Here is a 21,386-nt window from a genome sequence, read left to right on the forward strand (position 1 = left end):
AAGGGTCTGACAGTTCGTGTCTCGGGATCGGGACCACTCCGTCACACCGCTCCCGGGGGCCCCTGCCGGCCGGTGCCCGGGAGTCGCCTGGTCATCGTCACGTGGGCGATGCCGGCCTCCTGGTACTCCGCGCCGACGGCGGTGTAGCCGGCCCGCTCGTAGAACCGGCGCGCCGCCACCTGCGCGTGCAGCTCGACCTCCGCCTGGCCGCGCGCGGCGGCCTGCTGCTCCAGCACGGCCAGCACCGCGGCGCCGTGGCCACGACCCCGGACCGCGCGGTCGGCGGCCATCCGGCCGATCACCGCCCGCCCCGGCCCCGCGGCGTCGGGCAGCAGCCGGCCGACGGCGACCACCCGCCCGGCGTCGTCCCGGCTGAGCGCGTGCACGGCGGTGGCGTCGGCGTCGTCCCGCTCGAGGTCGGCCGGCACCCCCTGCTCGACCACGAAGACCCGGTGCCGCAGCCCGGCGACGTCCGGCCAGTCGGCGGCGGTCGCCACGGCCGCGGTCGGCCCGATGGAGGTCGGTCCGGTCACCGCACGGCCGCCGGCAGCGCCGAGGAGGGCACCAGCAGGAACCGCAGGTCGATGGCGGCGTGCAGCAGCACCGGCAGCAGCAGCGACCCGGTGGCGAGGTAGACCCCGGCCAGCACCCCGCCGAGCACGCCGGTGGTGACCACGCCCGACAGCCCCTGGTAGGCGTGCGCGAGCCCGAAGGCGGCGCCGGCGACCAGGACCAGGACGGCGTCCGGCAGCGACGGGGCCACCGCCACGACGACGGCGAGGAAGAACCCGCGGTACAGCCACTCCTCGCACACCCCCGCGGTCACCCCGACCAGCGCGAACAGGTGGCGCTCGGACCGGCTGCGCGGGAGCAGGGCCAGCGTCGCGTGGCCGGGTGGCTCGGCGTGCCGGGCCTCGCCGGGCCGGGTGCGGCGCAGCACGTCGGGCGGCGGGCCGGCCAGCGCCCCCGAGCGGAGCGTCCGGGTGGAGACCAGCACGAGCACCAGCAGGGCGGCGCACGCCAGCCAGCTGAACGGGCCCGGCCAGCGCTGCGGCAGCACCAGGCCCACCTGCGCGGCGCTGACGTCGGACGCGGCGACCCAGACGACCAGGGTGACCAGCGCCAGCCCCCACTCCAGCACCAGCAGCCGGCGGTAGAAGGACCGCCGGGCCGCCGGGTCGGTGCGCAGCCGGCCCTCGAACCGCCGGTGCAGCACGTACCCGACGAAGGGCTCCCCCACGACCAGGTAGACCGCGATCACCGCCGCCGACAGCTGGGCCGGACCGAAGTCGGCGAAGGAGGGCAGGTCGGACCCGGTCACGCGGTCAGTTCTCGGCGCGCAGGACAGCGAGGGCACCGGCCAGGTCGGCCGGGTAGTCGCTGGTGAACTCCACCCACCGCCCGTCCGCCGGGTGCGCGAAGCCCAGCCGGACGGCGTGCAGCCACTGGCGGCTGACCCCGAGGCGGGCGGCGAGGGTCGGGTCGGCGCCGTAGGCCGTGTCGCCGACGCAGGGGTGCCGCAGCGCGGAGAAGTGCACCCGGATCTGGTGGGTGCGGCCGGTCTCCAGGTGGATGTCGACCAGGCTGGCCGCCGGGAAGGCCTCCACCACCTCGTAGTGGGTGACCGAGGGCCGGCCGCCGGCGATGACCGCGAAGCGCCAGTCGTGCTTGGGGTGCCGGTCGATGGGCGCGTCGATGGTGCCCTTGGACGGGTCGGGGTGGCCCTGCACCAGCGCGTGGTAGCCCTTGTCGACGGTGCGCTCCTTGAACGCCGCCTTGAGCAGCGTGTAGGCGCGCTCGCTCTTGGCCACGACCATCAGGCCGGTGGTGGCGGCGTCCAGCCGGTGCACGATGCCCTGCCGCTCCGCTGCACCGCTGGTGGAGATCCGGTAGCCGGCGGCGGCCAGGCCGCCGGTGACCGTCGGGCCGGTCCAGCCGGGGCTGCCGTGCGCCGCGACGCCGGCCGGCTTGTCGATCACCACCACGTCGTCGTCGTCGTGGACGACGGTCATGCCCTCGACCGGCTGGGGCGGGGCCGGCTCGCCCGGCGGGGGCGGCAGCTCCACCTCCAGCCAGCTGCCGGCGGTGAGCCGGTCGCCCTTGCCGCGGGGCCGGCCGTCGACGACGACCTGACCGGCGTCGGCGAGGTCCGCGGCAACGGCCCGGGTCAGGCCGAAGAGCCGGGTGAGCGCCTGGTCGACCCGCTGCCCCTCCAGGCCGTCGGGCACCGGGAGCGAGCGGTGCTCGCCGGGGCGTCCGCCGGCGGTCGTGGTCGGGCCGGGACTGCTGGTCACGTCCTCATTGTGAACGGTGGGACAACCGGCCTGGTCGCGCCGGGCCGCGGGGCCCTCAGTCGCGGACGGCGGCGTCGTCGTCCGCGCCGTCGGCGTCCCGGTCACGGGCGCGCCCGCCGTCGAACTCGATGCCGCGGAAGGCCAGCAGCGCGCCCAGCACGCCGCCGCAGACGATCGCGGAGTCGGCGACGTTGAAGATCGGCCACACCCGGCCGTAGGGGTCGAAGAGCGAGACGAAGTCGACGACGCCGCCGCGGAGGAAGCCGGGGTCGCGGAACACCCGGTCGACCAGGTTGCCGACCGCGCCGCCCAGCACCAGCGCCAGCGAGACGGCCCAGCCGGTGGAGAACAGCCGGCGGGCGCTGCGCACGATCACGACGACCACCGCGACGGCGATCAGCGTGAAGACGACGGTCGCGCCCTCGGCGAAGGAGAACGCGGCGCCGGTGTTGCGCGCCTCGGTCAGGTAGACCGCGCCACCGAGCAGCCGCAGCGGCTCCCGGTCCGACAGCGTGGCGACGACCAGCAGCTTGGTGCCCAGGTCCAGCGCCAGGACGGCGGAGGCCAGGCCCAGCAGCAGCCGCGCCCGGGACCGCCGGGGGCGCACCGGGTGGTCGGGTTCCTCGCTCACCGCGCCGTCCTCCCCGCCGCGCGGCCCGGGCGGCCACGTCGCGACGACGATAGCCGGGGCGGCGGCGGTGCCCGGCGCGACGGCGCGCGACCCCCCGCCCTGCGGTCCGGGGCGGAGGCGGGCACCCTCGACCTGTGACCCATCTCATCACCCCAGATCGGGGGTCACCCCCGGTTCGGGACGTGCGGACCCCGTCACGGGACGACGATGGGGTGCAGCAGTCCCGAGTGCACGGAGGCAGATCTTGACCACGGGTGGTCCCTCGAACCCCGACGTAGTCCTCGTCGGTGGCGGCATCATGAGCGCGACGCTGGCGTCGCTGCTGGGCATCGTCGCCCCGGACTGGACCGTCGAGGTCTTCGAGTCCGGCAGCGCGGTCGCCGAGGAGAGCTCCGGACCGTGGAACAACGCGGGCACCGGGCACTCGGCCCTCTGCGAGCTCAACTACACCCCGGCCCGTCCCGACGGCAGCGTCGACCCGGCCAAGGCCGTGGGCATCAACGAGCAGTTCCAGGTGTCCCGGCAGTTCTGGTCGCACCTGGTGCGCGCCGGGCTCACCGACTCCCCCAAGTCGTTCATCACCTCGGTGCCGCACATCAGCTTCGTCACCGGCGACGACGGCCGGGCCTACATGCGCAACCGGTTCGCCGCGCTGGCGCCGCAGCCGCTGTTCGCCGGGCTGGAGTTCTCCGAGGACGCCGCCGAGCTGGCCTCGTGGGTGCCGCTGATGATGGCCGACCGGAGCGCGAAGGAGCCGGTCGCCGCCACCCGCTCGCTGGCCGGCACCGACGTCAACTTCGGCGCGCTGACCCGGCTGATGCTCGACGCCGCCGTCAGCCGCGGCGTCCAGCTGCACCTGCAGCACCGGGTGCTCAAGGTCCGCCGCGACGGCAACGGCCGCTGGGCGACCACGGTGCGCGACCAGGCCACCGGCAAGCGCCGCACCGTGCGCAGCCGCTTCCTGTTCGTCGGCGCCGGCGGCGGTGCGCTGCCGCTGCTGCAGGGTGCCGGCATCCCGGAGATCAAGGGCTTCGGCGGGTTCCCGGTCTCCGGCCAGTTCCTGCGCACCCGCAACCCGCAGCTGGTCGGTCAGCACCAGGCCAAGGTCTACGGCCAGGCGAAGGTCGGCGCTCCGCCGATGTCGGTGCCGCACCTGGACCTGCGGCTGATCGACGGCGAGCAGGCGCTGCTGTTCGGGCCCTACGCCGGCTTCTCCCCCAAGTTCCTCAAGTCCGGCTCGCTGTGGGACCTGCCGCGCTCGGTGCGCACCGGCAACCTGGGCTCGATGCTCGGCGCCGGCTGGGCCAACATCCCGCTGACGAAGTACCTGATCGGTCAGGTGCTGCAGTCGGAGAAGTCGCGGTTCCGGGCGCTGGAGGAGTTCGTGCCCACCGCGGAGTCCGACGACTGGGAGCTCATCACCGCCGGCCAGCGGGTGCAGGTCATCAAGCAGGACGACGCCGGGCGCGGGGTGCTGCAGTTCGGCACCGAGCTGGTGGTCGGCGCCGACGGCTCGATCGCCGGCCTGCTCGGCGCCTCGCCGGGTGCCTCGACGGCCACCTCGGCGATGCTCACCCTGCTCGAGCGCTGCTTCCCCGACCGGGTCGAGCAGTGGAAGCCGCTGCTGCAGGAGGCCATCCCCTCCTACGGCCACAAGCTCTCCGAGGAGCCGGCGCTGCTGGCCGAGGTCTTCGCCGACACCACGAAGACCCTCGAGCTGCACTCCTGACCGACCGACCCAGCCCCCCACGTCGGCCCCCTGCAGGGTCCCGCCGCGAGCCTGCGAGTGGTGGGGGCAGGGGGCCCTTCCTCAGTCGGTCTCCGACGGGTCGCCGGCCTCGCCCCGCCAGGTGGCGAGCCGGCCGGCCCGGCTGACCGCGCGCAGCCGGCGCTCGGCCTCGCGCCGCGATCCGCGGGCCGACACCAGCAGCGCCTGGTCACCGCGCATCAGCCGGGTGGTCCGGTCCGGCACGAACGGGCGGCCGTCGCGGACGACGAGCACCACCGCCGCGTCCTCGGGCAGCCGGAGCTCGGGCAGGTAGACCCCGTGCAGCTGCGAGGTCTCCGACACCCGCAGCTGCATCAGCTCCGCGCCGAGCTCGTCCAGCGGCGCGGACTCCACGTCGACGTCCCGCGGGGTCACCGGGGTGGCGATCCGCAGCAGCCGGGCCATCGCCGGCAGCGACCAGCCCTGCACCACGGTGAAGACGACGACGATCACGAACACCGTGTCGAACACCCGCGTCGCCCCGGGCACCTCCGCGGCGATCGGGAAGGTGGCGAGCACGATCGGCACCGCGCCGCGCAGCCCCGCCCAGGAGATGAAGACCTGCTGGCTGAAGGGCAGCCGGAACCAGACGAGGCTGGCCCACACCGAGAGCGGCCGGGCGACCAGCAGCAGCACCCCGCCGATCAGCAGCGCCGGCAGCACGGCCTCGGGCAGCCGGGACGGCGACACCAGCAGCCCGAGCAGCACGAACAGCCCGATCTGGGCGAGGGAGGCCAGCCCCTCCGCGAAGCCGATCGTGCCGGCCCGGTGCGGCAGCGAGGCGTTGCCCAGCACCAGCCCGCAGAGGTAGACCGCGACGAAGCCCGAGGTGTGGGCCAGGTCGGCGGAGGAGAAGGCCAGCACGCACAGCGCCAGGGTGGCCAGCGGGTAGAAGCCGGCCAGCGGCAGCGCGAGCCGGCGCAGCAGCCAGGCGCCGCCGAACCCGATGCCCACCCCGATCACCGAACCGCCGGCCAGCTCGCCGACCACCTCGGCCAGCACCAGCCACCAGGCGTGCGTCTCCCCGCCGGTGAGCTGCTCGGACAGCGCCAGCACCAGCAGGATGACCGGGGCGTCGTTGAGCCCGGACTCCAGCTCCAGCGACGCGACCATCCGCCGGGGCAGCGGCAGCCGCCGCAGCGAGGAGAACACCGCCGCGGCGTCGGTGGAGGTGACGACGGCGCCGACCAGCAGCGCGAAGGGCCAGGAGAAGTCCAGCAGCCACCAGCCGACCGCGGCGATGACCGCGACGCTGACGACGACCCCGACGGTGGACAGCACGACGCCCGGCCCGACCGCCCGGCGGACGTCGGCCCAGCGGGTGGTCAGCCCGCCCTCGGCCAGGATGACCACCAGCGCGGCCACGCCGAGGGTCTGGGTCAGGGCGACGTCCTCGAACTCGACGCCCAGCCCGCTCTCCCCCAGCGCCACGCCGAAGGCCAGGTAGAGCAGCAGCGAGGGCAGCCCGATCCGGTCGGCCAGCCGCAGCGCGACGGCGGCGACGAGCACCACGAGGGCTCCCACGGCCAGCGCGACGGTGACCGTCGTGTTCATCCGCGGGCCCCCATGGGCGCAGTCTCCCGTACCGGCATCTCCGGCAGATGACGACGGTTGCGCGAAGGCACTGGCGGGGTCGGGGATGATGGAGCCGTGAGTGCACCTTCCGGGCCCTTCCAGGCCCTTCCCCCCCAGGTCGACCTGCCGGCCCTCGAGCACGAGGTCCTCGAGCAGTGGGAGGCCGACAAGGTCTTCGCGAGGTCGCTGGAGGGCTCGGCCGACAAGCCGCAGTGGGTCTTCTACGAGGGCCCGCCCACCGCCAACGGCCGGCCGGGCACGCACCACATCGAGGCCCGGGCCTTCAAGGACGTCTTCCCCCGGTTCAAGACGATGCAGGGCTTCTCGGTGCCCCGCCGGGCCGGCTGGGACTGCCACGGCCTGCCGGTGGAGATCGCCGTCGAGCAGGAGCTGGGCTTCGCCGGGAAGCCGGACATCGAGCGCTTCGGCATCGCCGAGTTCAACGCCAAGTGCCGGGAGTCGGTGGAGCGGCACGTCGACGCCTTCGCCGAGCTGACCAGCCGGATGGGCTACTGGGTCGACATGTCGACCGCCTACCGGACGATGGACGCCAGCTACATCGAGAGCGTCTGGTGGTCGCTCAAGCAGGTCTTCGACAAGGGCCTGCTGGTCGAGGACCACCGCGTGGCCCCGTACTGCCCGCGTTGCGGCACCGGCCTGTCCGACCACGAGGTCGCCCAGGGCTACGAGACCCTGACCGACCCGTCGGTCTACGTCCGGCTGCCGGTCACCAGCGGCGAGTGGGCCGGCAAGGCCGACCTGCTGATCTGGACGACGACGCCGTGGACGCTGCCGAGCAACACCGCCGTCGCCGTGCACCCGGAGGTCGGCTACGTCGTCGCGCGCACCGACGCCGGCACGTTCGTCGTCGCCGAGCCGCTGCTGGCGGCCGTGCTGGGCGAGGACGCCGAGGTGCTCGCGCGCACGCCGGGCCGCGACTGGGAGGGCGTGCACTACCAGCGGCCCTTCGAGCTGGTCGACTTCCCCGCCGACGTCGACACGCACTACGTCGTGCTGGCCGACTACGTCACCGTCGAGGACGGCACCGGGCTGGTGCACCAGTCCCCCGCCTTCGGTGCCGAGGACTTCGCGGTCGGCCGGGCCTACGGGCTGCCGGTGGTCAACCCGATCGACCCGTCGGGCCACTTCCTGCCCGACGTGCCGCTGGTGGGCGGGCACTTCTTCAAGGGCGCCGACCCCACGCTGGTGCAGGACCTGCAGGACCGCGGCGTGCTGTTCCGCGAGCTGCGCTACGAGCACAGCTACCCGCACTGCTGGCGCTGCCACACGCCGCTGATGTACTACGCGCAGCCGTCCTGGTACATCCGCACCAGCCAGGTCAAGGACCAGCTGCTGGCGCAGAACGAGCGCACGAACTGGCACCCGGAGAACATCCAGTGGGGCCGCTACGGCGACTGGCTGAACAACAACGTCGACTGGGCGCTCTCCCGCGACCGGTACTGGGGCACGCCGCTGCCGATCTGGCGCAACGACGCCGACCCGAGCCGGATGGTCGTCGTCGGGTCGCTGGCCGAGCTGTCGGAGCTGACCGGCACCGACCTGTCCGACCTGGACCCGCACCGGCCGTTCATCGACGACGTCACCTTCACCGTGCCCGGTGAGGAGGGCACCTACCGGCGGGTCCGCCAGGTCATCGACGCCTGGTACGACTCCGGCTCCATGCCGTTCGCCCAGTGGGGCGCCCCGCACCGGAACAAGGCGGAGTTCGAGGCGGCCTACCCGGCGCAGTTCATCGCCGAGGCGATCGACCAGACCCGCGGCTGGTTCTACACGCTGATGGCGGTCGGCACGCTGGTCTTCGGCCAGAGCTCCTACGAGAACGTGCTCTGCCTGGGGCACATCCTGGCCGAGGACGGCCGGAAGATGAGCAAGCACCTGGGCAACATCCTGGAGCCGATGCCGCTGATGGACCGGCACGGCGCCGACGCCGTCCGCTGGTTCATGCTCGCCGGCGGCTCGCCGTGGTCGGCCCGCCGGGTGGGCCACGAGACGCTGTCCGAGGTGGTCCGCAAGGTCCTGCTGACCTACTGGAACACCGCCAGCTTCTTCACCCTCTACGCCGAGACCAACGGCTGGGACCCGACGACCTCACCGGCCCCGCCGCGGGCCGAGCGGCCGCTGCTGGACCGCTGGGCGCTCGCCGAGCTGGCCTCGGTCACCGCCGGGGTCACCGAGGCGCTGGAGGACTTCGACACCCAGACCGCCGGGCGCCTGATCGCCGGGTTCGTCGACGACCTGTCCAACTGGTACGTCCGGCGCAGCCGCCGCCGCTTCTGGGACGGCGACCCGGCTGCGCTGGGCACGCTGCACGAGGTCCTCGACGGGCTGACCCGGCTGATGGCGCCGTTCACCCCGTTCGTCACCGAGCGGGTGTGGCGCAGCGCGGTGCTCCCGGGTTCGGCCGGGGCGGTCGACTCGGTGCACCTGGCCAGCTGGCCCACCGTCGACGCCGACGCCCGCGACGACGTCCTGGTGGAGCAGGTGGCGCTGGTCCGCCGGCTGGTGGAGCTGGGCCGCTCGGCCCGCACCGCGGCCAAGGCGCGCACCCGCCAGCCGCTGGCCCGGGCGCTCGTCGCCGCCTCCGGCTGGTCGCAGCTCCCCCGCGACCTGGTCGCCGAGGTCGCCGACGAGCTCAACGTCGCCGAGCTGACCGAGCTGTCGGCGGTCGAGGGGTCGCTGGTCGACGTCTCGGTCAAGGTCGACTTCCGGGCCGTCGGCCGGCGGCTGGGCAAGCAGGTCCAGGCCGTCGCCGCGGCGGTCGCCGCCGCCGACCCGGTCGAGCTGGTCGCCGCCTACCGGGCAGGCACCGCCACGGTGCCGGTCGACGGCACACCGGTGGCGCTCGAGGAGGGCGACCTGGTCGTCACCGAGACCCCGCGCGAGGGCTGGACGGTGGCCTCGGCCGCCGGGCTGACCGTGGCGCTGGACCTCACCCTCACCCCGGAGCTGGAGCGGGCCGGCCTGGTGCGCGAGGTCGTGCGGCTGGTGCAGGACGCCCGCAAGTCCACCGGGCTGGCGGTCAGCGACCGGATCGAGCTGTGGTGGACCGGGGGCGGCGCGATCGCCCGGGCGCTCACCGAGCACGCGGAGGCGCTCGCCGGGGAGGTGCTGGCCACCACCGTGCACGCGGGTGAGGCCGGCACCGGTGAGGGCCTCGAGGCCCCCGCCGGCGCCCGGGTCTGGATCGCCAAGGCCCGCTGACCGGCGGGCCCCGCTCCGGTCCAGGCCCCGTCGCTCCTCAACCGGAGCGGCGGGCCCGTTCCCGGTGCGCCAGGTTGCGGTCGGGGGCGCAGGTGCCGCACGGGGTGAAGCCGTCGGTCCGCGCCTCCACCATCGGCAGCGGGATGCTCTCGACGCCGGCCGTGTGCGGGCAGCCGGCCAGGTGGTAGCGGGGGTGCTCGTCGACCACGAGCACCTCGTCGGTCAGGTCCAGCACGAGCAGCAGGTCGGTGACCTCGACCTCCTCGACCGGCGGCTCGCCGTCGGGCCCCAGCGCCGGGACCGCGGCGTGCGCTCCGGCGGGTGGGCCGGTCCGCTCCGCCGCGTGGGCGGCACTGCGCTCCGGCGCCGGTTCGGCGGGCACCGCAGGCTGCAGCGCCGGCTGGACGGCGGGCGCCTCGGCGACCGGCTCGGACGTCGGGTCCGGCCCCGGGTGGGCCACCGGGTCGACGTGCGGAACGGGCGGGGCGGCCGGGAGCGCGGGCTCCGCGGCCCGGGGCGGAGCCGCGGCCGGGGCGGACACCAGGGCGCCGACCTCGGCCTCGGCCGGGACGTCGGCCTCCTCCTGCGGGGCCCCGGCGGCCTCGGCCCGGCGGCGGCGCAGCTCCCCGACCGCGAGGACGAGGGCGGCCAGCGCGCTGGCGGCGAAGGAGCCCCACTGCAGCGGGGCGGACCCCTGGGCCAGCCCGCCTGCGAGCAACCCGAGGGCGACGAGCAGCAACAGCGCTGCGACACCGATCACAGGCGGATGCTAGCCGCGCGCTGTGGGACCGGCCGCCGGAGCGCCGGATGCCGGGCCGGACGCGACGGAGCCCCGCCGGACCGTGGTCCGGCGGGGCTCCGTGGTGGCGCTGGGTGCCCTGGTTCAGGCGCTGACGTGCTGGTTCTGCCGGTTGTTGGTGGCCGGCTCGGCCGAGCCGCGGCTGTCCAGGTCACGCAGGTGCGACTCGAGGTAGGAGCGCAGCCGGGTGCGGTACTCCCGCTCGAAGGTGCGCAGCTCCTCGACCTTGCGGTCCAGGCTGGCGCGCTTCTCCTCCAGGGAGCCCATCGCCTCGACGTGCTTGCGCTCGGCGTCCTGGGCCAGCGCGGTGGCCTTGGCGCGCGCCTCGCGCTCCATCGTGTCGGCCCGGGTGCGGGCGTCGCCGAGCATGGAGTCGGCGCGGTTCTTGGCCTCGCTGACCATCTGCTCGCTCTTGGCGCGGGCCTCGGACAGCATCCGCTCGCTGGTGCTCTTCGCGCTGCCGACCATCTGGTCGGCCTGGGCCTTGGCCTCGTTGACGTGCCGCTCGGCCGTCTCGGTGGCCAGCGCCAGCATCCGGGACGCGCGGATCGCCTCGTCCTCGCGGACCGAGGGGGCGGTCGGCTGGGCCGGCGGGGGCGGCGGCGCGGCGACGGTCATCGGGGCCGACTCGGGACGCTCGTCCCGGGCCGGGGACCCGCTGCCGCCGGAGGCGCGCAGGTCGTTGTTCTCCTCGATGAGTCGGGCCAGCTCGGCCTCGACGACGTCGAGGAAGGCATCGACCTCGTCCTCGTCGTAACCGCGCTTTCCGATCGGCGGCTTCTTGAAGACGACGTTGTGCACGTCGGCGGGAGTCAGTGGCATGCGGCTCACCTCAGGTCGGACGGGAGGAACTGGAACGGACGGGGACCGGCGGCTGACCGCTTCGGGTCCACACCCCGCTCCGGGCTGGTACGAGGGGTCATGCGACGGAGCCCGCGAGGGCACCCACCAGGTTGCGCAGGAGGATGACGGCGATCAAGAGCACCATAAACCCCAGGTCCAGACGGATGGACCCGAGGTTCAGCGGCGGGATGACCTTCCGCACGGCCTTGAGCGGCGGGTCGGTCGTGGTGTAGACGACCTCGAGCCCGGCCGCGACCAGACCCTGCGGGCGCCAGCTGCGCGCGAGCACCATCACCCAGTCCACGACGAACCGGGCGAACAGCAGGATCAGGAAGACGAACAGGACCGACGAGACGATCTGCAGGAGAAGAGCCACGGTCCTCGCTCGTTCGGGGCAGCACGTGGGCGGGCACCACGTGCTGCACGGGATCAGGACTGGCTGAAGAAGCCGCCCTCGCGGATCCGGGCCTTGTCCTCAGCCGTCACGTCCACGTCCTGCGGACTGAGCAGGAAGACCTTGGCCGTGACGCGCTCGATACTACCGTGCAGGCCGAACGTCAGGCCGATGGCGAAGTCCACGAGCCGCTTCGCGTCGGCGTGCTCCATCTCGGTGAGGTTCATGATCACCGGCATGCCGTCCCGGAAGCGCTCACCGATCGTGCGGGCCTCGTTGTAGGAGGCCGGGTGCACGGTGGTGATCCGGTAGGACTTGGACTTCGGCTCCGGGGCCGGCGCCGGCTCGGGTGCCGGGGTCGGGTCGACCGCCACCGGCTCGCTCATCGCCAGCCCGGCCGAGCCGGAGACGCCACCGGCGAGCCCGCCGGAGATCCGGCTCCGCCCGGCGGACGCGCCGATGCCCGAGCCGCCGGCTGCACCCAGACCGCTGCCGCCCAGCCGGGCGGCCGTGCTGCCGCCGGAGGTCGGGGCCAGGCCCAGGGTGCGGGGCGTGGCTGGACGCCGGCCGAGGGAGACCTCGGGCTCGGGGGCGCGCTCCTCCACCCGGTCGTCGGCGGCGGCCTCGACCGGGTAGTCGGTGTCGTACCCACCGGCCCCGTAGCCGGTGCCGTAGCCGTAGCGGTCGTCGGTCAGCGGCTCGTCGTGGCCGTCGGCGGCGTACCGGTCGTACCCGCGGTCGTAGCCGCGGTCGTCGTGGTCGTAGTCGCTCTGCCGAGCGGCGTAGCGGTCGTAACCGCCCCGGGCGTCGTCGTCCTCGACGAGGCCCAGGTAGACCCCCATCCTTCGCATGGCTCCGGCCATCGGACGTCTCCCTCTGGTCTCGTCGCAGGACGACTCGTGCTGGCAGGCGGCTGATCGGTGGTGCTGGTGTCACGGGTGGTGCTGGTGTGACTCGTGAGAGCGCACGGGGTCCGTGGCGGTCTCCTCACGCGAGGCTAGGGGGCGCGCGCCGAACAACGCGGTACCGACACGCACCACTGTCGCCCCAGCTGCCACAGCCGCCTCCAGGTCGCCGCTCATGCCCGCCGATGTACCCGATGCCCCGGGGTGGTCGGCCCGCACCCGGGCGGACAGCTGCGCCAGCCGGGCGAACGCCGGGGCGGGGTCCGCCCCGCGCGGCGCGACGGCCATCAGGCCGCGCAGCTCCAGCCCCGGAGCCGCGGCCACGGCATCGGCCAGGGCCGGGGCGTCGGCCGGCTCGGCGCCGCCGCGGGCACCGATCTCGCCCTCCGGGCCCCCGAGGTCGACCTGGACGAAGACGCCGATCTCGCGCTGCTCGCGCTCGGCGGCCCGGCTGAGCGCCTCGACCAGCGACGCGCGGTCGACCGAGTGCACGGTCGCACCGAGCCGGACGACGACGGCGGCCTTGTTGCGCTGCAGCTGGCCGACCAGGTGCCAGCGCAGGTCGGGCAGGTCGGCCAGCGCGGCCGCCTTGCCCGACAGCTCCTGCACGCGGTTCTCGGCGAAGTCCCGCTGCCCCAGGCCGGCGAGCACCCGGACGGCCTCGGCAGGCCAGGTCTTGCTGACCGCGAGCAGCCGCACCTCGGCCGGGTCGCGCCCGGCCGCGCGGGCGGCGGCGTCGATCCGCCGGCGCACCTCGCGGAGGTTCTCGGCCAGCTGCTCGGCCGAGGGCCCGTCGGTTGCGTCGCTGCTCAGCGGGCGTCCAGCCAGACGACACCGGCCTGCCGGCCGGTCACCCCGTCGCGGCGGTGGCTGAACAGCCGCGGGTCCTCCACGGTGCACCGCGGGTCGTGCACGACCTGCCGCACCCCGGCTCCGCGCAGCACCTCGGCGATGCCGGCCCGCAGGTCCAGGCCGGGCGTGCCCTGCCGGGTGCGCACCGCGGCCGCCGGGGCGACCCGGGCCACCTCGGCCTGCATGGCGGCGGGCACCTCGTAGTCCCCCCCGCAGACCGCCGGGCCCAGCAGCGCCTCGACGTCGCCGGGGCGGGCGCCGAGCCGGGTCATCGCGGCCAGCGCCGCGGTCACCACCCCCCGCCGGACGCCCTCGCGCCCGGCGTGCACCGCCGCGACGACGCCGGCCACCGGGTCGGCGAGCAGCACGGGGACGCAGTCGGCCACCAGCACGCAGAGGACGAGCCCCGGCGTGGCGGTGACCAGCGCGTCGACGTCGGCCACCGGGTTCTCCCCGGCGTCCTCGACGATCGCCACCCCGGTGCCGTGCACCTGGGTCATCCAGACCAGCTGGTCGGCGGGGACGCCGAGCTCCCCCGCCAGCCGCTCCCGGTTGGCGGCGACGTCCGCCGGGTCGTCGCCGACGTGCCCGCCCAGGTTGAACGAGTCGTACGGGGACGCGGAACGGCCGCCCCGGCGGTCGGTGACGACCCGTCGGGGTCGCACCGCCCCCGGAGCGGCCGGACGCGACGTCACGTCAGCGGCCCTCTTTCAGGGTCCCGCCCCGAGCCTGCGAGGGGTGGGGGGAAAGAGGGTCCTCTCACTGGGAGCGGAGGAACTCGGGGATGTCGAGCTCCTCCTCGAAGTCCTCCGAGGCCAGCGGACGGCGGGTGCCGCTGCCGGCGCCGGCGATCGGCGGGAGCGGCGGCACGGTGATCCCGCCACCCTGCGGTGCCTGACCGGGCTGCCCCGGGCGGGGGGCGGCCGGCGAGGCCGGGGCCGCGGCCGTGGGGGCCGGGGTCACCAGCCGCTCGCCGGTCTGCGCCGGGACGGCCGGCCGCGGGACGGCGGTCGTCGCCGGGGCCGCCGGTGCGGGCGCCACCGGGGCGGCCGTGGCGAGCGAGGTGGTCCCGGCGTCCTTGCGGTTGCTGGGCTTGCCCCCGTCGAAGCCGGCGGCGATCACGGTCACCCGCACCTCGTCACCCAGGGCGTCGTCGATGACGGCGCCGAAGATGATGTTGGCGTCCGGGTGCGCTGCGTCGGAGACCAGCGAGGCGGCCTCGTTGATCTCGAACAGGCCCAGGTCCGACCCGCCGGAGATCGACAGCAGGACGCCGTGGGCGCCCTCCATCGAGGCCTCCAGCAGCGGGCTGGCGATCGCCTGCTCGGCGGCCAGCAGCGCGCGGTTGTCGCCGCGGGCGCTGCCGATGCCCATCAGCGCCGAGCCCGCCCCGGACATGACCGACTTGACGTCGGCGAAGTCCAGGTTGATCAGGCCGGGCGTGGTGATCAGGTCGGTGATGCCCTGGACACCGGAGAGCAGCACCTGGTCGGCGGTCCGGAAGGCGTCCATGACGCTGACGTTCCGGTCGCCGAGCTGCAGCAGCCGGTCGTTCGGGATCACGATGAGCGTGTCGCACTCGTTGCGCAGCTCCTCGATCCCCGTCTCGGCCTGGACGGCCCGCCGCTTCCCCTCGAAGGAGAACGGGCGGGTGACCACGCCGATGGTCAGGGCACCGAGCTTGCGGGCGATGGAGGCGACGACCGGGGCACCACCGGTACCGGTGCCACCGCCCTCGCCCGCCGTCACGAAGACCATGTCGGCGCCCTTGAGCACCTCTTCGATCTCCTCGCGGTGGTCCTCTGCGGCCTGGCGGCCGACATCGGGCTGCGCGCCCGCGCCCAGGCCGCGGGTGAGCTCGCGGCCGACGTCGAGCTTGACGTCCGCGTCGCTCATCAGCAGTGCCTGTGCGTCGGTGTTGATCGCGATGAACTCGACCCCCTTGAGGCCGACCTCGATCATGCGGTTGACCGCGTTCACCCCGCCGCCGCCGATGCCGACGACCTTGATGACCGCGAGGTAGTTGTGCGGAGGTGTCATGCTGCGCTCCCCAACTGGACCCTCATCCTCAGGTTAAGCCTTATAGTTATGTCAAGTGAGTCCGTGTGAGGACGAAGTTAGGTGTGCCCCGACGGGGCAGCAAGCACCCTTCCCCGGTCGGCGTGTCCACCGGGCGGAGTCGCACCAGAATCGGCTGACCCGTCTGTCACATCCGGCTCACGAGAAGTGACGACCCGCCTGGTGGGCGTCTCACGCCCGGGTCCAGACGTCGGCGTGCACGACCGGCGCGCCGGACGACGAGGACTCGCACACGGTTTTTCGCCCGGGCGTGTCGTGGACGTCGCCTTCCGGTCACGTCCGGGGCACCCGGCCCAGCAGGTGGAACTCCTCGTTGGGCGGCACCGCGGCCCAGTGCACCAGCCGGTTGGACAGCGCGAACAGCGCCACGATGGCGCCCACGTCCCACACGTCGCCCTCGGTGAGCCCGTGCCCGCGGAGGCCGGCCTGCTGCTCGGCGGTCACCCGCACCGGGTCGACGGCCAGCAGCACCCCGACCTCGACCACCGCCCGCAGCCGCGGCGACAGCGGCGCCTTGCGCCAGTCCACGGCCACCTGGTCGGCCAGGTACCTGTCGCGCGCCCGGATCCGCACCAGCGCGCCGTGGGCCACGACGCAGTAGAGGCACCCGTTGGCCGCGCTGGTCGCCACGACCAGCACCTCACGGTCGGCCTGGCTCAGCCCGGGGGTGTCCTTGTCCATCAGCGCGTCGTGCAGCGCGAAGAACGCCCGCGCCTCCGCCGGGCGCCAGGCCAGCGCGGCGAACACGTTGGGCAGGAAACCGCTCCTGTCGGCGACCTCGGCGAACCGCGCGCGGAGGTCCGCGGGCAGCTCGGCCAGGGGCACGACGGGGAACCGGCTGATCGGCGGCTGGTCGCTCATGGGAGGACTCTCCCGCCCCGACGGCCGCGCTGCGAGGTCCCGCCGCGCGCTCGCGGGTGGTGGGGGGCAGCGGGGTCCTCCACCTACCGCAGGACGACGGAGTCCGGCGTGCTCACGTCCAGCGTGGTCGCGGGCTCCAGCGCCCCCTCGTCGATCTGCTCCAGCAGCGCGCCCAGCACCTCGGCCTTGCGCTCGGTCTGCGCCGCGCTCCCCCACAGCACCGACCGGCCGTCGGTGAGCGTCAGCGTGACGTCGTCCGCCGACCGCGCGGCCACGCCGGTCACCTCGGCCCGGACGTCGCGGGGCAGGGCGGTGAGCGCGCCGAGGGCGGCGGTGGTCGCCGCGTCGTCCGGCCCGGGGTCGGGCACGTCCAGCGGCACCACCCCGGCCGGGGTGGACCCGCTGATCGTGTCGTAGACGACGCCCTCGGCGTCGACCAGCCGCCGGGTGCCCCCGTCGACGACCAGGGCGACCGGCACCCGCTCGGCGAGGGTGACGACCACGGTGTTCGGCCAGCCGCGGGTCACCTCGACCGAGTCGACCTGCGGCAGGGCGGCGACCCGGGCCGCCGCGGCGGCGGTGTCGACCCGCACCAGCGGGGTGCCCTCGGTGATGCCGGCGGTCTGCACCACCTGCTCCTCGGTGAGCCCGGACGCGCCGTCGACCTGGACGGTGCGCACGGCCAGCAGGGGGCTGCCCAGCAGCACCCAGGCCAGCGCGCCGGCCAGCAGCACGGCGGCCGCGACCACGGTCAGCAACCGGCGCCGCGGGTGCACCGGACGGCGCGACCGCCGGCGGCGCGGCCGCAGCGGGGTGACCGGGGGTGGGACGTCGCCGCGACCCGGCCGCCCGTCCCGGCCGCCCCTGGCCCGGTCGCGGGTGGTCGCGGCGCGGCTCACCGCGCCGGCTCCGACCCGTCCCCGTCCGCGGGGTCGCTGAGCGCGGCCAGCACCTCCGGGCCGACCATCGACACGTCGCCGGCCCCCATGGTGACCACCAGGTCGCCGGGCCGGGCGCGGGCGGCCATCGCCCCGGCGGCCGCCGACCAGGAGGGCTCGAAGGCGACCCGGCCGGGCGGCAGCGGGACGGCGTCGGCGACCAGGGCGCCGGTGACCCCGGGCACCGGGTCCTCGCGGGCGCCGTAGACCTCCATCACCACGACCTCGTCGGCGAGCCCGAGGGCCTCGCCGAAGCCGGTGGCGAACTGGGCGGTGCGGCTGTACAGGTGCGGCTGGAAGAGCACCAGCAGCCGGCCGTTGCCGACCACTGCCCGGGCGGCCCGCAGCTGGGCGGCCACCTCGGTCGGGTGGTGGGCGTAGTCGTCGAAGACCCGGACGCCGGCGGCCACGCCCTTGAGCTCGAACCGCCGGTGCACGCCGCCGAACCGGCCCAGCCCACCGATCAGCCCGGCGGCGGGGAGCCCGAGCTCGAGCCCGGCCAGCAGGGCCGCGGCGCTGTTGAGCGCCATGTGCGCCCCCGGCAGCTGGATGTGCACCTCGCCGAGGTCCTCGCCGTCGAGCACCGCGGTGTACCGGGTGCCGTCGGGGGCCACCCGCAGGTCGACCAGCCGCAGGTCGGCGTCCGCACCCTGCCCGTAGGTGCGCAGCCGGGCCGCGGAGCCGCTGCCGGCGAGCCGGGCGGCACCCGGGTCGTCGGCGCAGATGACCAGGAAGCCCTCGGCGGGCACGGTGCGGGCGAAGGTGTCGAACGCCGCCTCGACCGCGGCCAGGTCGCCGTAGTTGTCCAGGTGGTCGGCCTCGACGTTGGTGACGATCGCGCCGTAGGGGGCCAGCAGCAGGAACGACCGGTCGCTCTCGTCGGCCTCGGCGAGGAAGACGTCGCCCTGCCCGGCGTGCGCGTTGGAGCCGGACTCGTTGAGCGTGCCGCCGATGGCGAAGGAGGGGTCGACGCCGCACGCCTGCACCGCGACGGTGAGCATCGACGTCGTCGAGGTCTTGCCGTGGGTGCCGGCCACCGCGACGCTGCGCCGTCCGGCCATCACCGCGGCCAGCGCGACCGCGCGCGGCACGACCCGCAGGCCGCGCTCGCGGGCCGCGGACAGCTCCGGGTTCTCCGGGCGGATCGCGGTGGAGACCACCACGGTGGACGCGTCGCCCAGGTGCGCGGCGTCGTGGCCCACCTCGACCCGGGCGCCGAGCGCGGCCAGCGCGCGCATCGCGGGCGAGTCACGGCGGTCGGTGCCGGAGACCTGCAGGCCCCGGGCCAGCATGATCCGGGCGATGCCGCTCATCCCGGCACCACCGATGCCGATGAAGTGCACCGCGCCGAGCTCCTCCAGCGCCGGGATGGGGTCCTTCCAGGCGGCGACGTCCGCAGCGCTCATCGTCCTGCCACCTTCCCTGCCACCCCGATCACCATGTCGGCCAGCTTCTCGTCGGCGTCCGGGATGCCGGCCGCCGCGGCGTGCCCGGCCAGCGCCAACAGCGCTGCCGGGTCGGTGAGCCGGGGCACCAGCTGGGCCTCGATCCAGGCCGGCGAGAGCTCGGCGTCGTCCACCAGCAGCCCTCCCCCGGCCTCCACCACTGGCAGCGCGTTCAGCCGCTGCTCGCCGTTGCCGATCGGCAGCGGCACGAACGCGGCCGGCAGCCCGACCGCGGACAGCTCGGCCACGGTGACCGCGCCGGACCGGCACAGCGCCAGGTCGGCGGCGGCGTAGGCGAGGTCCATCCGCTCCAGGTAGTCGACGACGACGTACGGCGCCGCACCGGCCGGGCGGGCCGGCACCCCGACGTCGGTGTTCTTGGGCCCCCGGGCGTGCAGCACCTGCACCCCTGCGGCGGTCAGCGCGTCGGCGGCGCCGGTCGCCGCCCGGTTGAGCGAGGCCGCGCCCTGGGAGCCGCCGAACACCAGCAGCGTGGGGCGGTCGGCGTCCAGCCCGAAGGCGGCCCGGGCCTCGGCCCGGTGCGCCGCCCGGTTCAGCCCGGTGATCGAGGTGCGCAGCGGCATGCCGACGTGCTCGGCACCGCGCAGCGGGGTGCCGGCGGTGGTGACCGCCACCCGGGCAGCGCGGCGGGCACCGATCCGGTTGGCCAGCCCGGGCAGCGGGTTGCCCTCGTGCACGACCACCGGCACCTTCGCGCCGCGGGCGGCGAGGTAGGCCGGCAGCGCCACGTACCCGCCGAAGCCGACCACCACGTCGGCGCCCAGCTCGGTGAGCAGCGCACGGGTGTCGGCCACGGCGCGGCGCACCCGGCCCGGCACCCGGAGCAGGTCGAGGGTGGGCTTGCGGGGCAGCGGGACCGGCGGGATCAGCCGCAGCTCGTACCCGCGGGCGGGCACCAGCGTGGTCTCCAGCCCGCGGGCGGTGCCCAGGCAGGTGATCCGGACGGCGGCACCGCCGACGGTGCGGCGGCTCAGCGCGTCGGCCAGGGCGAGCATCGGCTCGATGTGGCCGCCGGTGCCGCCACCGGCCAGCACGACGTGCAGGGCGGAGGACGAGGGCTCAGCCGCTCCAGGGGTGCCCGGGGCGGGCTGGGGGTGGGTCACTGCGGGCGTCCTGGCCGTTCCGTTCTCGGGGGGCGGGACCGCGGCGCCGGCCGCACCCGCGCGGCGGGGGGCTCGCCGGACCTCGGCCGCTCGCGGGGCAGGTCCCGGGGGACGGGCCCCGCAGCGGCTCCGGACCGGCGTGGGACGGACGGGCGGTCACCGGCGTTCTGCCGGCCGGGCACAGTCTGCCGCTCCGGACCCCTCCGGCGCTCGGCTGGGGTCTCCCGGGGAGGCAGCGGCACCCGACGGTCGTCGGGCACGCGGGCCACCATCCGGCCACCGCGCGGCTCCGGGCGGCGGCCCGGGTCGGGACGCCGGGCGGCGCGGCCCTCGTCGGCGCGGCTCGTGCGACGTCGCCGGGAGGGCACCGGGTCGACGGCCGCGGCGGGCACCGGCAGCAGCAGCCGGGCCAGCCGGCCACGGGGGTGGGCCCGCTGGTGGGCGATGGCCGCGGGCTCGGAGCGGGCGAACCGGGCCAGCAGCCCGATCACGAAGAGGGTCAGCACCAGCGAGGTGCCGCCGGCCGAGATCAGCGGGAGCGTGACGCCGGTGACCGGCAGCAGCCCGACGACGTAGCCCATGTTCATCGTCGCCTGGCCGATCAGCCAGACGGTGATGGCGATGCTGGCCAGCTGGATGAACCGGTCGGTCGAGCGGCGGGCGATGCGGAAGCCGGCCCAGCCGAGGATGGCGTAGAGGCAGACGACGACCAGGCAGCCCAGGAAGCCGAGCTCCTCGCCGATGATGGCGAAGATGTAGTCGGACTCCGCGTGCGGCAGCAGGTTCCACTTCATCGCGCTGTTGCCCAGGCCGACGCCCCAGAAGCCGCCGGTGGCGAGCGCGTACAGGCCGTGGCAGGCCTGGTAGCCGCTGTCGCTGGCGTCCGAGCACGGGTCGATGAAGCCGGTGATCCGGGCCATCCGGTACGGCGCGATCACGACCATGAGCGTGACCAGGCCGGCGACGGCGACCACCGCCCAGCCGACGTAGCGACGGGACAGCCCACCGGCCCACATCAGCCCCGCGATGACCAGGCCGAGGCTGACCACCGCACCCATGTCCGGCTCGGCGAGCAGCAGCAGCGACATCAGGCCGAAGACCGGGATCACCGGCACCAGCAGCGACCGGGTGGTCAGGTACTTCTCCCGGGTCGCGATGACGTGCGCGCCCCACAGCGCGAAGACCAGCTTGGCCAGCTCGGAGGGCTGGAAGTTGGTGAACCCCAGGTCGAACCAGGCGCGCGCGCCGTTCAGCTCGAGGGTCACCCCGGGGATCGGCAGCAGCACCAGGGCCAGCAGGGCGAAGACGAACAGCATCGCCCGGGGCGACCACTGCCGCAGCCGGCCGATCGGCAGCCGCATCGCGACCAGCATGCCGACCAGCCCGATCAGCGCGAAGGCGATCTGCCGGACGCCGGGCAGCCAGGCCGGCAGCCCCGCCTTGGCCGCCTCGATCGAGGAGGCGGAGAACACCATGACCAGGCCGACGACCAGCAGCAGCCCGGCCGACCCCAGCACCAGGTGTGAGGTCGTCATCGGGCCGTCGAGCCAGGCCGGGCCGCGCAGCCGCAGCCCGCCCGCGGTGCGGGCGCCCGACGGCGCCCGCTCACGGGCGGCCGGGCGGGTGGCCCGCTCCCGCGTCGAGGTCGCCACCGGG

Annotated in this window: 19 protein-coding genes; 2 read left to right on the forward strand and 17 right to left on the reverse strand. The window is 75.1% G+C overall.

Features of this window, described 5'->3' with window-relative positions:
• Positions 1-41: 41 nt before the first annotated feature.
• From FHX36_RS06660 to lspA, 4 genes are read right to left on the reverse strand one after another with little or no spacing between them, the layout of a single operon-like run.
• Positions 42-533 (reverse strand): GNAT family N-acetyltransferase, encoded by a 492-nt coding sequence (locus FHX36_RS06660; protein WP_183513619.1) that lies wholly within the window; start codon positions 531-533, stop codon positions 42-44.
• Positions 530-1,321 (reverse strand): CPBP family glutamic-type intramembrane protease, encoded by a 792-nt coding sequence (locus FHX36_RS06665; RefSeq protein ID WP_183513620.1) that lies wholly within the window; start codon positions 1,319-1,321, stop codon positions 530-532. Before FHX36_RS06665 ends, FHX36_RS06660 begins: the two co-directional genes overlap by 4 nt.
• Before the next feature lie 4 nt (positions 1,322-1,325).
• On the reverse strand, positions 1,326-2,294 hold the full coding sequence (locus FHX36_RS06670; protein ID WP_110554324.1) for an RluA family pseudouridine synthase: 969 nt from the start codon (positions 2,292-2,294) through the stop codon (positions 1,326-1,328).
• Between the two features lie 55 nt (positions 2,295-2,349).
• Positions 2,350-2,925: a signal peptidase II gene (lspA, locus tag FHX36_RS06675; protein WP_110554325.1), complete on the reverse strand. Its 576-nt coding sequence runs from the start codon at positions 2,923-2,925 to the stop codon at positions 2,350-2,352.
• A gap of 298 nt (positions 2,926-3,223) precedes the next feature.
• Here lspA and mqo point away from each other — a divergent pair, with 298 nt between their 5' ends.
• Positions 3,224-4,654 carry a malate dehydrogenase (quinone) gene (gene mqo / locus FHX36_RS06680; protein ID WP_181428881.1) on the forward strand — a complete coding sequence of 477 codons (1,431 nt, stop codon included), beginning with the start codon at positions 3,224-3,226 and terminating at the stop codon, positions 4,652-4,654.
• A gap of 81 nt (positions 4,655-4,735) precedes the next feature.
• Here the strand turns inward: mqo and FHX36_RS06685 are convergent, their stop codons facing one another.
• Positions 4,736-6,247, reverse strand: a complete 1,512-nt coding sequence (locus FHX36_RS06685) for a potassium/proton antiporter (RefSeq protein ID WP_110553505.1) — start codon at positions 6,245-6,247, stop codon at positions 4,736-4,738.
• Between the two features lie 96 nt (positions 6,248-6,343).
• Here FHX36_RS06685 and ileS point away from each other — a divergent pair, with 96 nt between their 5' ends.
• Entirely contained in the window at positions 6,344-9,490 is a 3,147-nt protein-coding gene (gene ileS, locus FHX36_RS06690; RefSeq protein ID WP_110553506.1) for an isoleucine--tRNA ligase, read from the forward strand.
• Positions 9,491-9,527: 37 nt separating this feature from the next.
• Here the strand turns inward: ileS and FHX36_RS23405 are convergent, their stop codons facing one another.
• The 12 genes from FHX36_RS23405 to ftsW all read right to left on the reverse strand — a co-directional run bounded on the left by FHX36_RS23405 (position 9,528) and on the right by ftsW (position 21,382).
• Complete coding sequence (locus FHX36_RS23405; RefSeq protein WP_183513621.1) at positions 9,528-10,250, reverse strand: hypothetical protein; 723 nt, start codon at positions 10,248-10,250, stop codon at positions 9,528-9,530.
• A 123-nt stretch (positions 10,251-10,373) separates the two neighbouring features.
• On the reverse strand, positions 10,374-11,111 hold the full coding sequence (gene wag31 / locus FHX36_RS06700; RefSeq protein WP_110554143.1) for a DivIVA-like cell division protein Wag31: 738 nt from the start codon (positions 11,109-11,111) through the stop codon (positions 10,374-10,376).
• 97 nt (positions 11,112-11,208) lie between these two features.
• A complete protein-coding gene (locus tag FHX36_RS06705) occupies positions 11,209-11,508 on the reverse strand; it encodes a YggT family protein (RefSeq protein ID WP_110554144.1) in 300 nt (99 codons plus the stop codon).
• 53 nt (positions 11,509-11,561) lie between these two features.
• The gene (locus FHX36_RS23410; protein WP_181428945.1) at positions 11,562-12,389 is read right to left on the reverse strand and encodes a cell division protein SepF; all 828 of its coding nucleotides are present in this window, start codon (positions 12,387-12,389) and stop codon (positions 11,562-11,564) included.
• Positions 12,390-12,458: 69 nt separating this feature from the next.
• Positions 12,459-13,259, reverse strand: coding sequence for a YggS family pyridoxal phosphate-dependent enzyme (locus tag FHX36_RS06715; RefSeq protein WP_309147326.1), 801 nt, complete (start codon positions 13,257-13,259; stop codon positions 12,459-12,461).
• Positions 13,241-13,978, reverse strand: a complete 738-nt coding sequence (gene pgeF / locus FHX36_RS06720) for a peptidoglycan editing factor PgeF (RefSeq protein ID WP_343056578.1) — start codon at positions 13,976-13,978, stop codon at positions 13,241-13,243. Before pgeF ends, FHX36_RS06715 begins: the two co-directional genes overlap by 19 nt.
• A 64-nt stretch (positions 13,979-14,042) precedes the next feature.
• On the reverse strand, positions 14,043-15,323 hold the full coding sequence (ftsZ, locus tag FHX36_RS06725; RefSeq protein ID WP_183513622.1) for a cell division protein FtsZ: 1,281 nt from the start codon (positions 15,321-15,323) through the stop codon (positions 14,043-14,045).
• Positions 15,324-15,635: 312 nt separating this feature from the next.
• Positions 15,636-16,223 carry a peroxidase-related enzyme gene (locus FHX36_RS06730; protein WP_110553850.1) on the reverse strand — a complete coding sequence of 196 codons (588 nt, stop codon included), beginning with the start codon at positions 16,221-16,223 and terminating at the stop codon, positions 15,636-15,638.
• 83 nt (positions 16,224-16,306) lie between these two features.
• A complete protein-coding gene (locus FHX36_RS06735; protein WP_110553851.1) occupies positions 16,307-17,122 on the reverse strand; it encodes a cell division protein FtsQ/DivIB in 816 nt (271 codons plus the stop codon).
• Positions 17,119-18,567 carry a UDP-N-acetylmuramate--L-alanine ligase gene (gene murC, locus FHX36_RS06740; RefSeq protein WP_110553852.1) on the reverse strand — a complete coding sequence of 483 codons (1,449 nt, stop codon included), beginning with the start codon at positions 18,565-18,567 and terminating at the stop codon, positions 17,119-17,121. The genes FHX36_RS06735 and murC overlap by 4 nt, the downstream gene beginning before the upstream one ends.
• A complete protein-coding gene (murG, locus tag FHX36_RS06745; RefSeq protein WP_425487821.1) occupies positions 18,564-19,730 on the reverse strand; it encodes an undecaprenyldiphospho-muramoylpentapeptide beta-N-acetylglucosaminyltransferase in 1,167 nt (388 codons plus the stop codon). The genes murC and murG overlap by 4 nt, the downstream gene beginning before the upstream one ends.
• Positions 19,727-21,382, reverse strand: a complete 1,656-nt coding sequence (ftsW, locus tag FHX36_RS06750) for a putative lipid II flippase FtsW (protein WP_183513623.1) — start codon at positions 21,380-21,382, stop codon at positions 19,727-19,729. The genes murG and ftsW overlap by 4 nt, the downstream gene beginning before the upstream one ends.
• Positions 21,383-21,386: the final 4 nt, after the last annotated feature.

It is taken from the genome of Modestobacter versicolor (assembly GCF_014195485.1).
Taxonomy (GTDB): domain Bacteria; phylum Actinomycetota; class Actinomycetes; order Mycobacteriales; family Geodermatophilaceae; genus Modestobacter; species Modestobacter versicolor.

Excerpts from the sequence above, each read along its gene's own strand:
- ftsZ (WP_183513622.1), bottom strand. The coding sequence starts at position 15,323 with ATGACACCTCCGCACAACTACCTCGCGGTCATCAAGGTCGTCGGCATC.
- FHX36_RS06730 (WP_110553850.1), bottom strand. The coding sequence starts at position 16,223 with ATGAGCGACCAGCCGCCGATCAGCCGGTTCCCCGTCGTGCCCCTGGCC.
- FHX36_RS23410 (WP_181428945.1), bottom strand. The coding sequence starts at position 12,389 with ATGGCCGGAGCCATGCGAAGGATGGGGGTCTACCTGGGCCTCGTCGAG.
- FHX36_RS06685 (WP_110553505.1), bottom strand. The coding sequence starts at position 6,247 with ATGAACACGACGGTCACCGTCGCGCTGGCCGTGGGAGCCCTCGTGGTG.
- murC (WP_110553852.1), bottom strand. The coding sequence starts at position 18,567 with ATGAGCGCTGCGGACGTCGCCGCCTGGAAGGACCCCATCCCGGCGCTG.
- wag31 (WP_110554143.1), bottom strand. The coding sequence starts at position 11,111 with ATGCCACTGACTCCCGCCGACGTGCACAACGTCGTCTTCAAGAAGCCG.
- mqo (WP_181428881.1), top strand. The coding sequence starts at position 3,224 with ATGAGCGCGACGCTGGCGTCGCTGCTGGGCATCGTCGCCCCGGACTGG.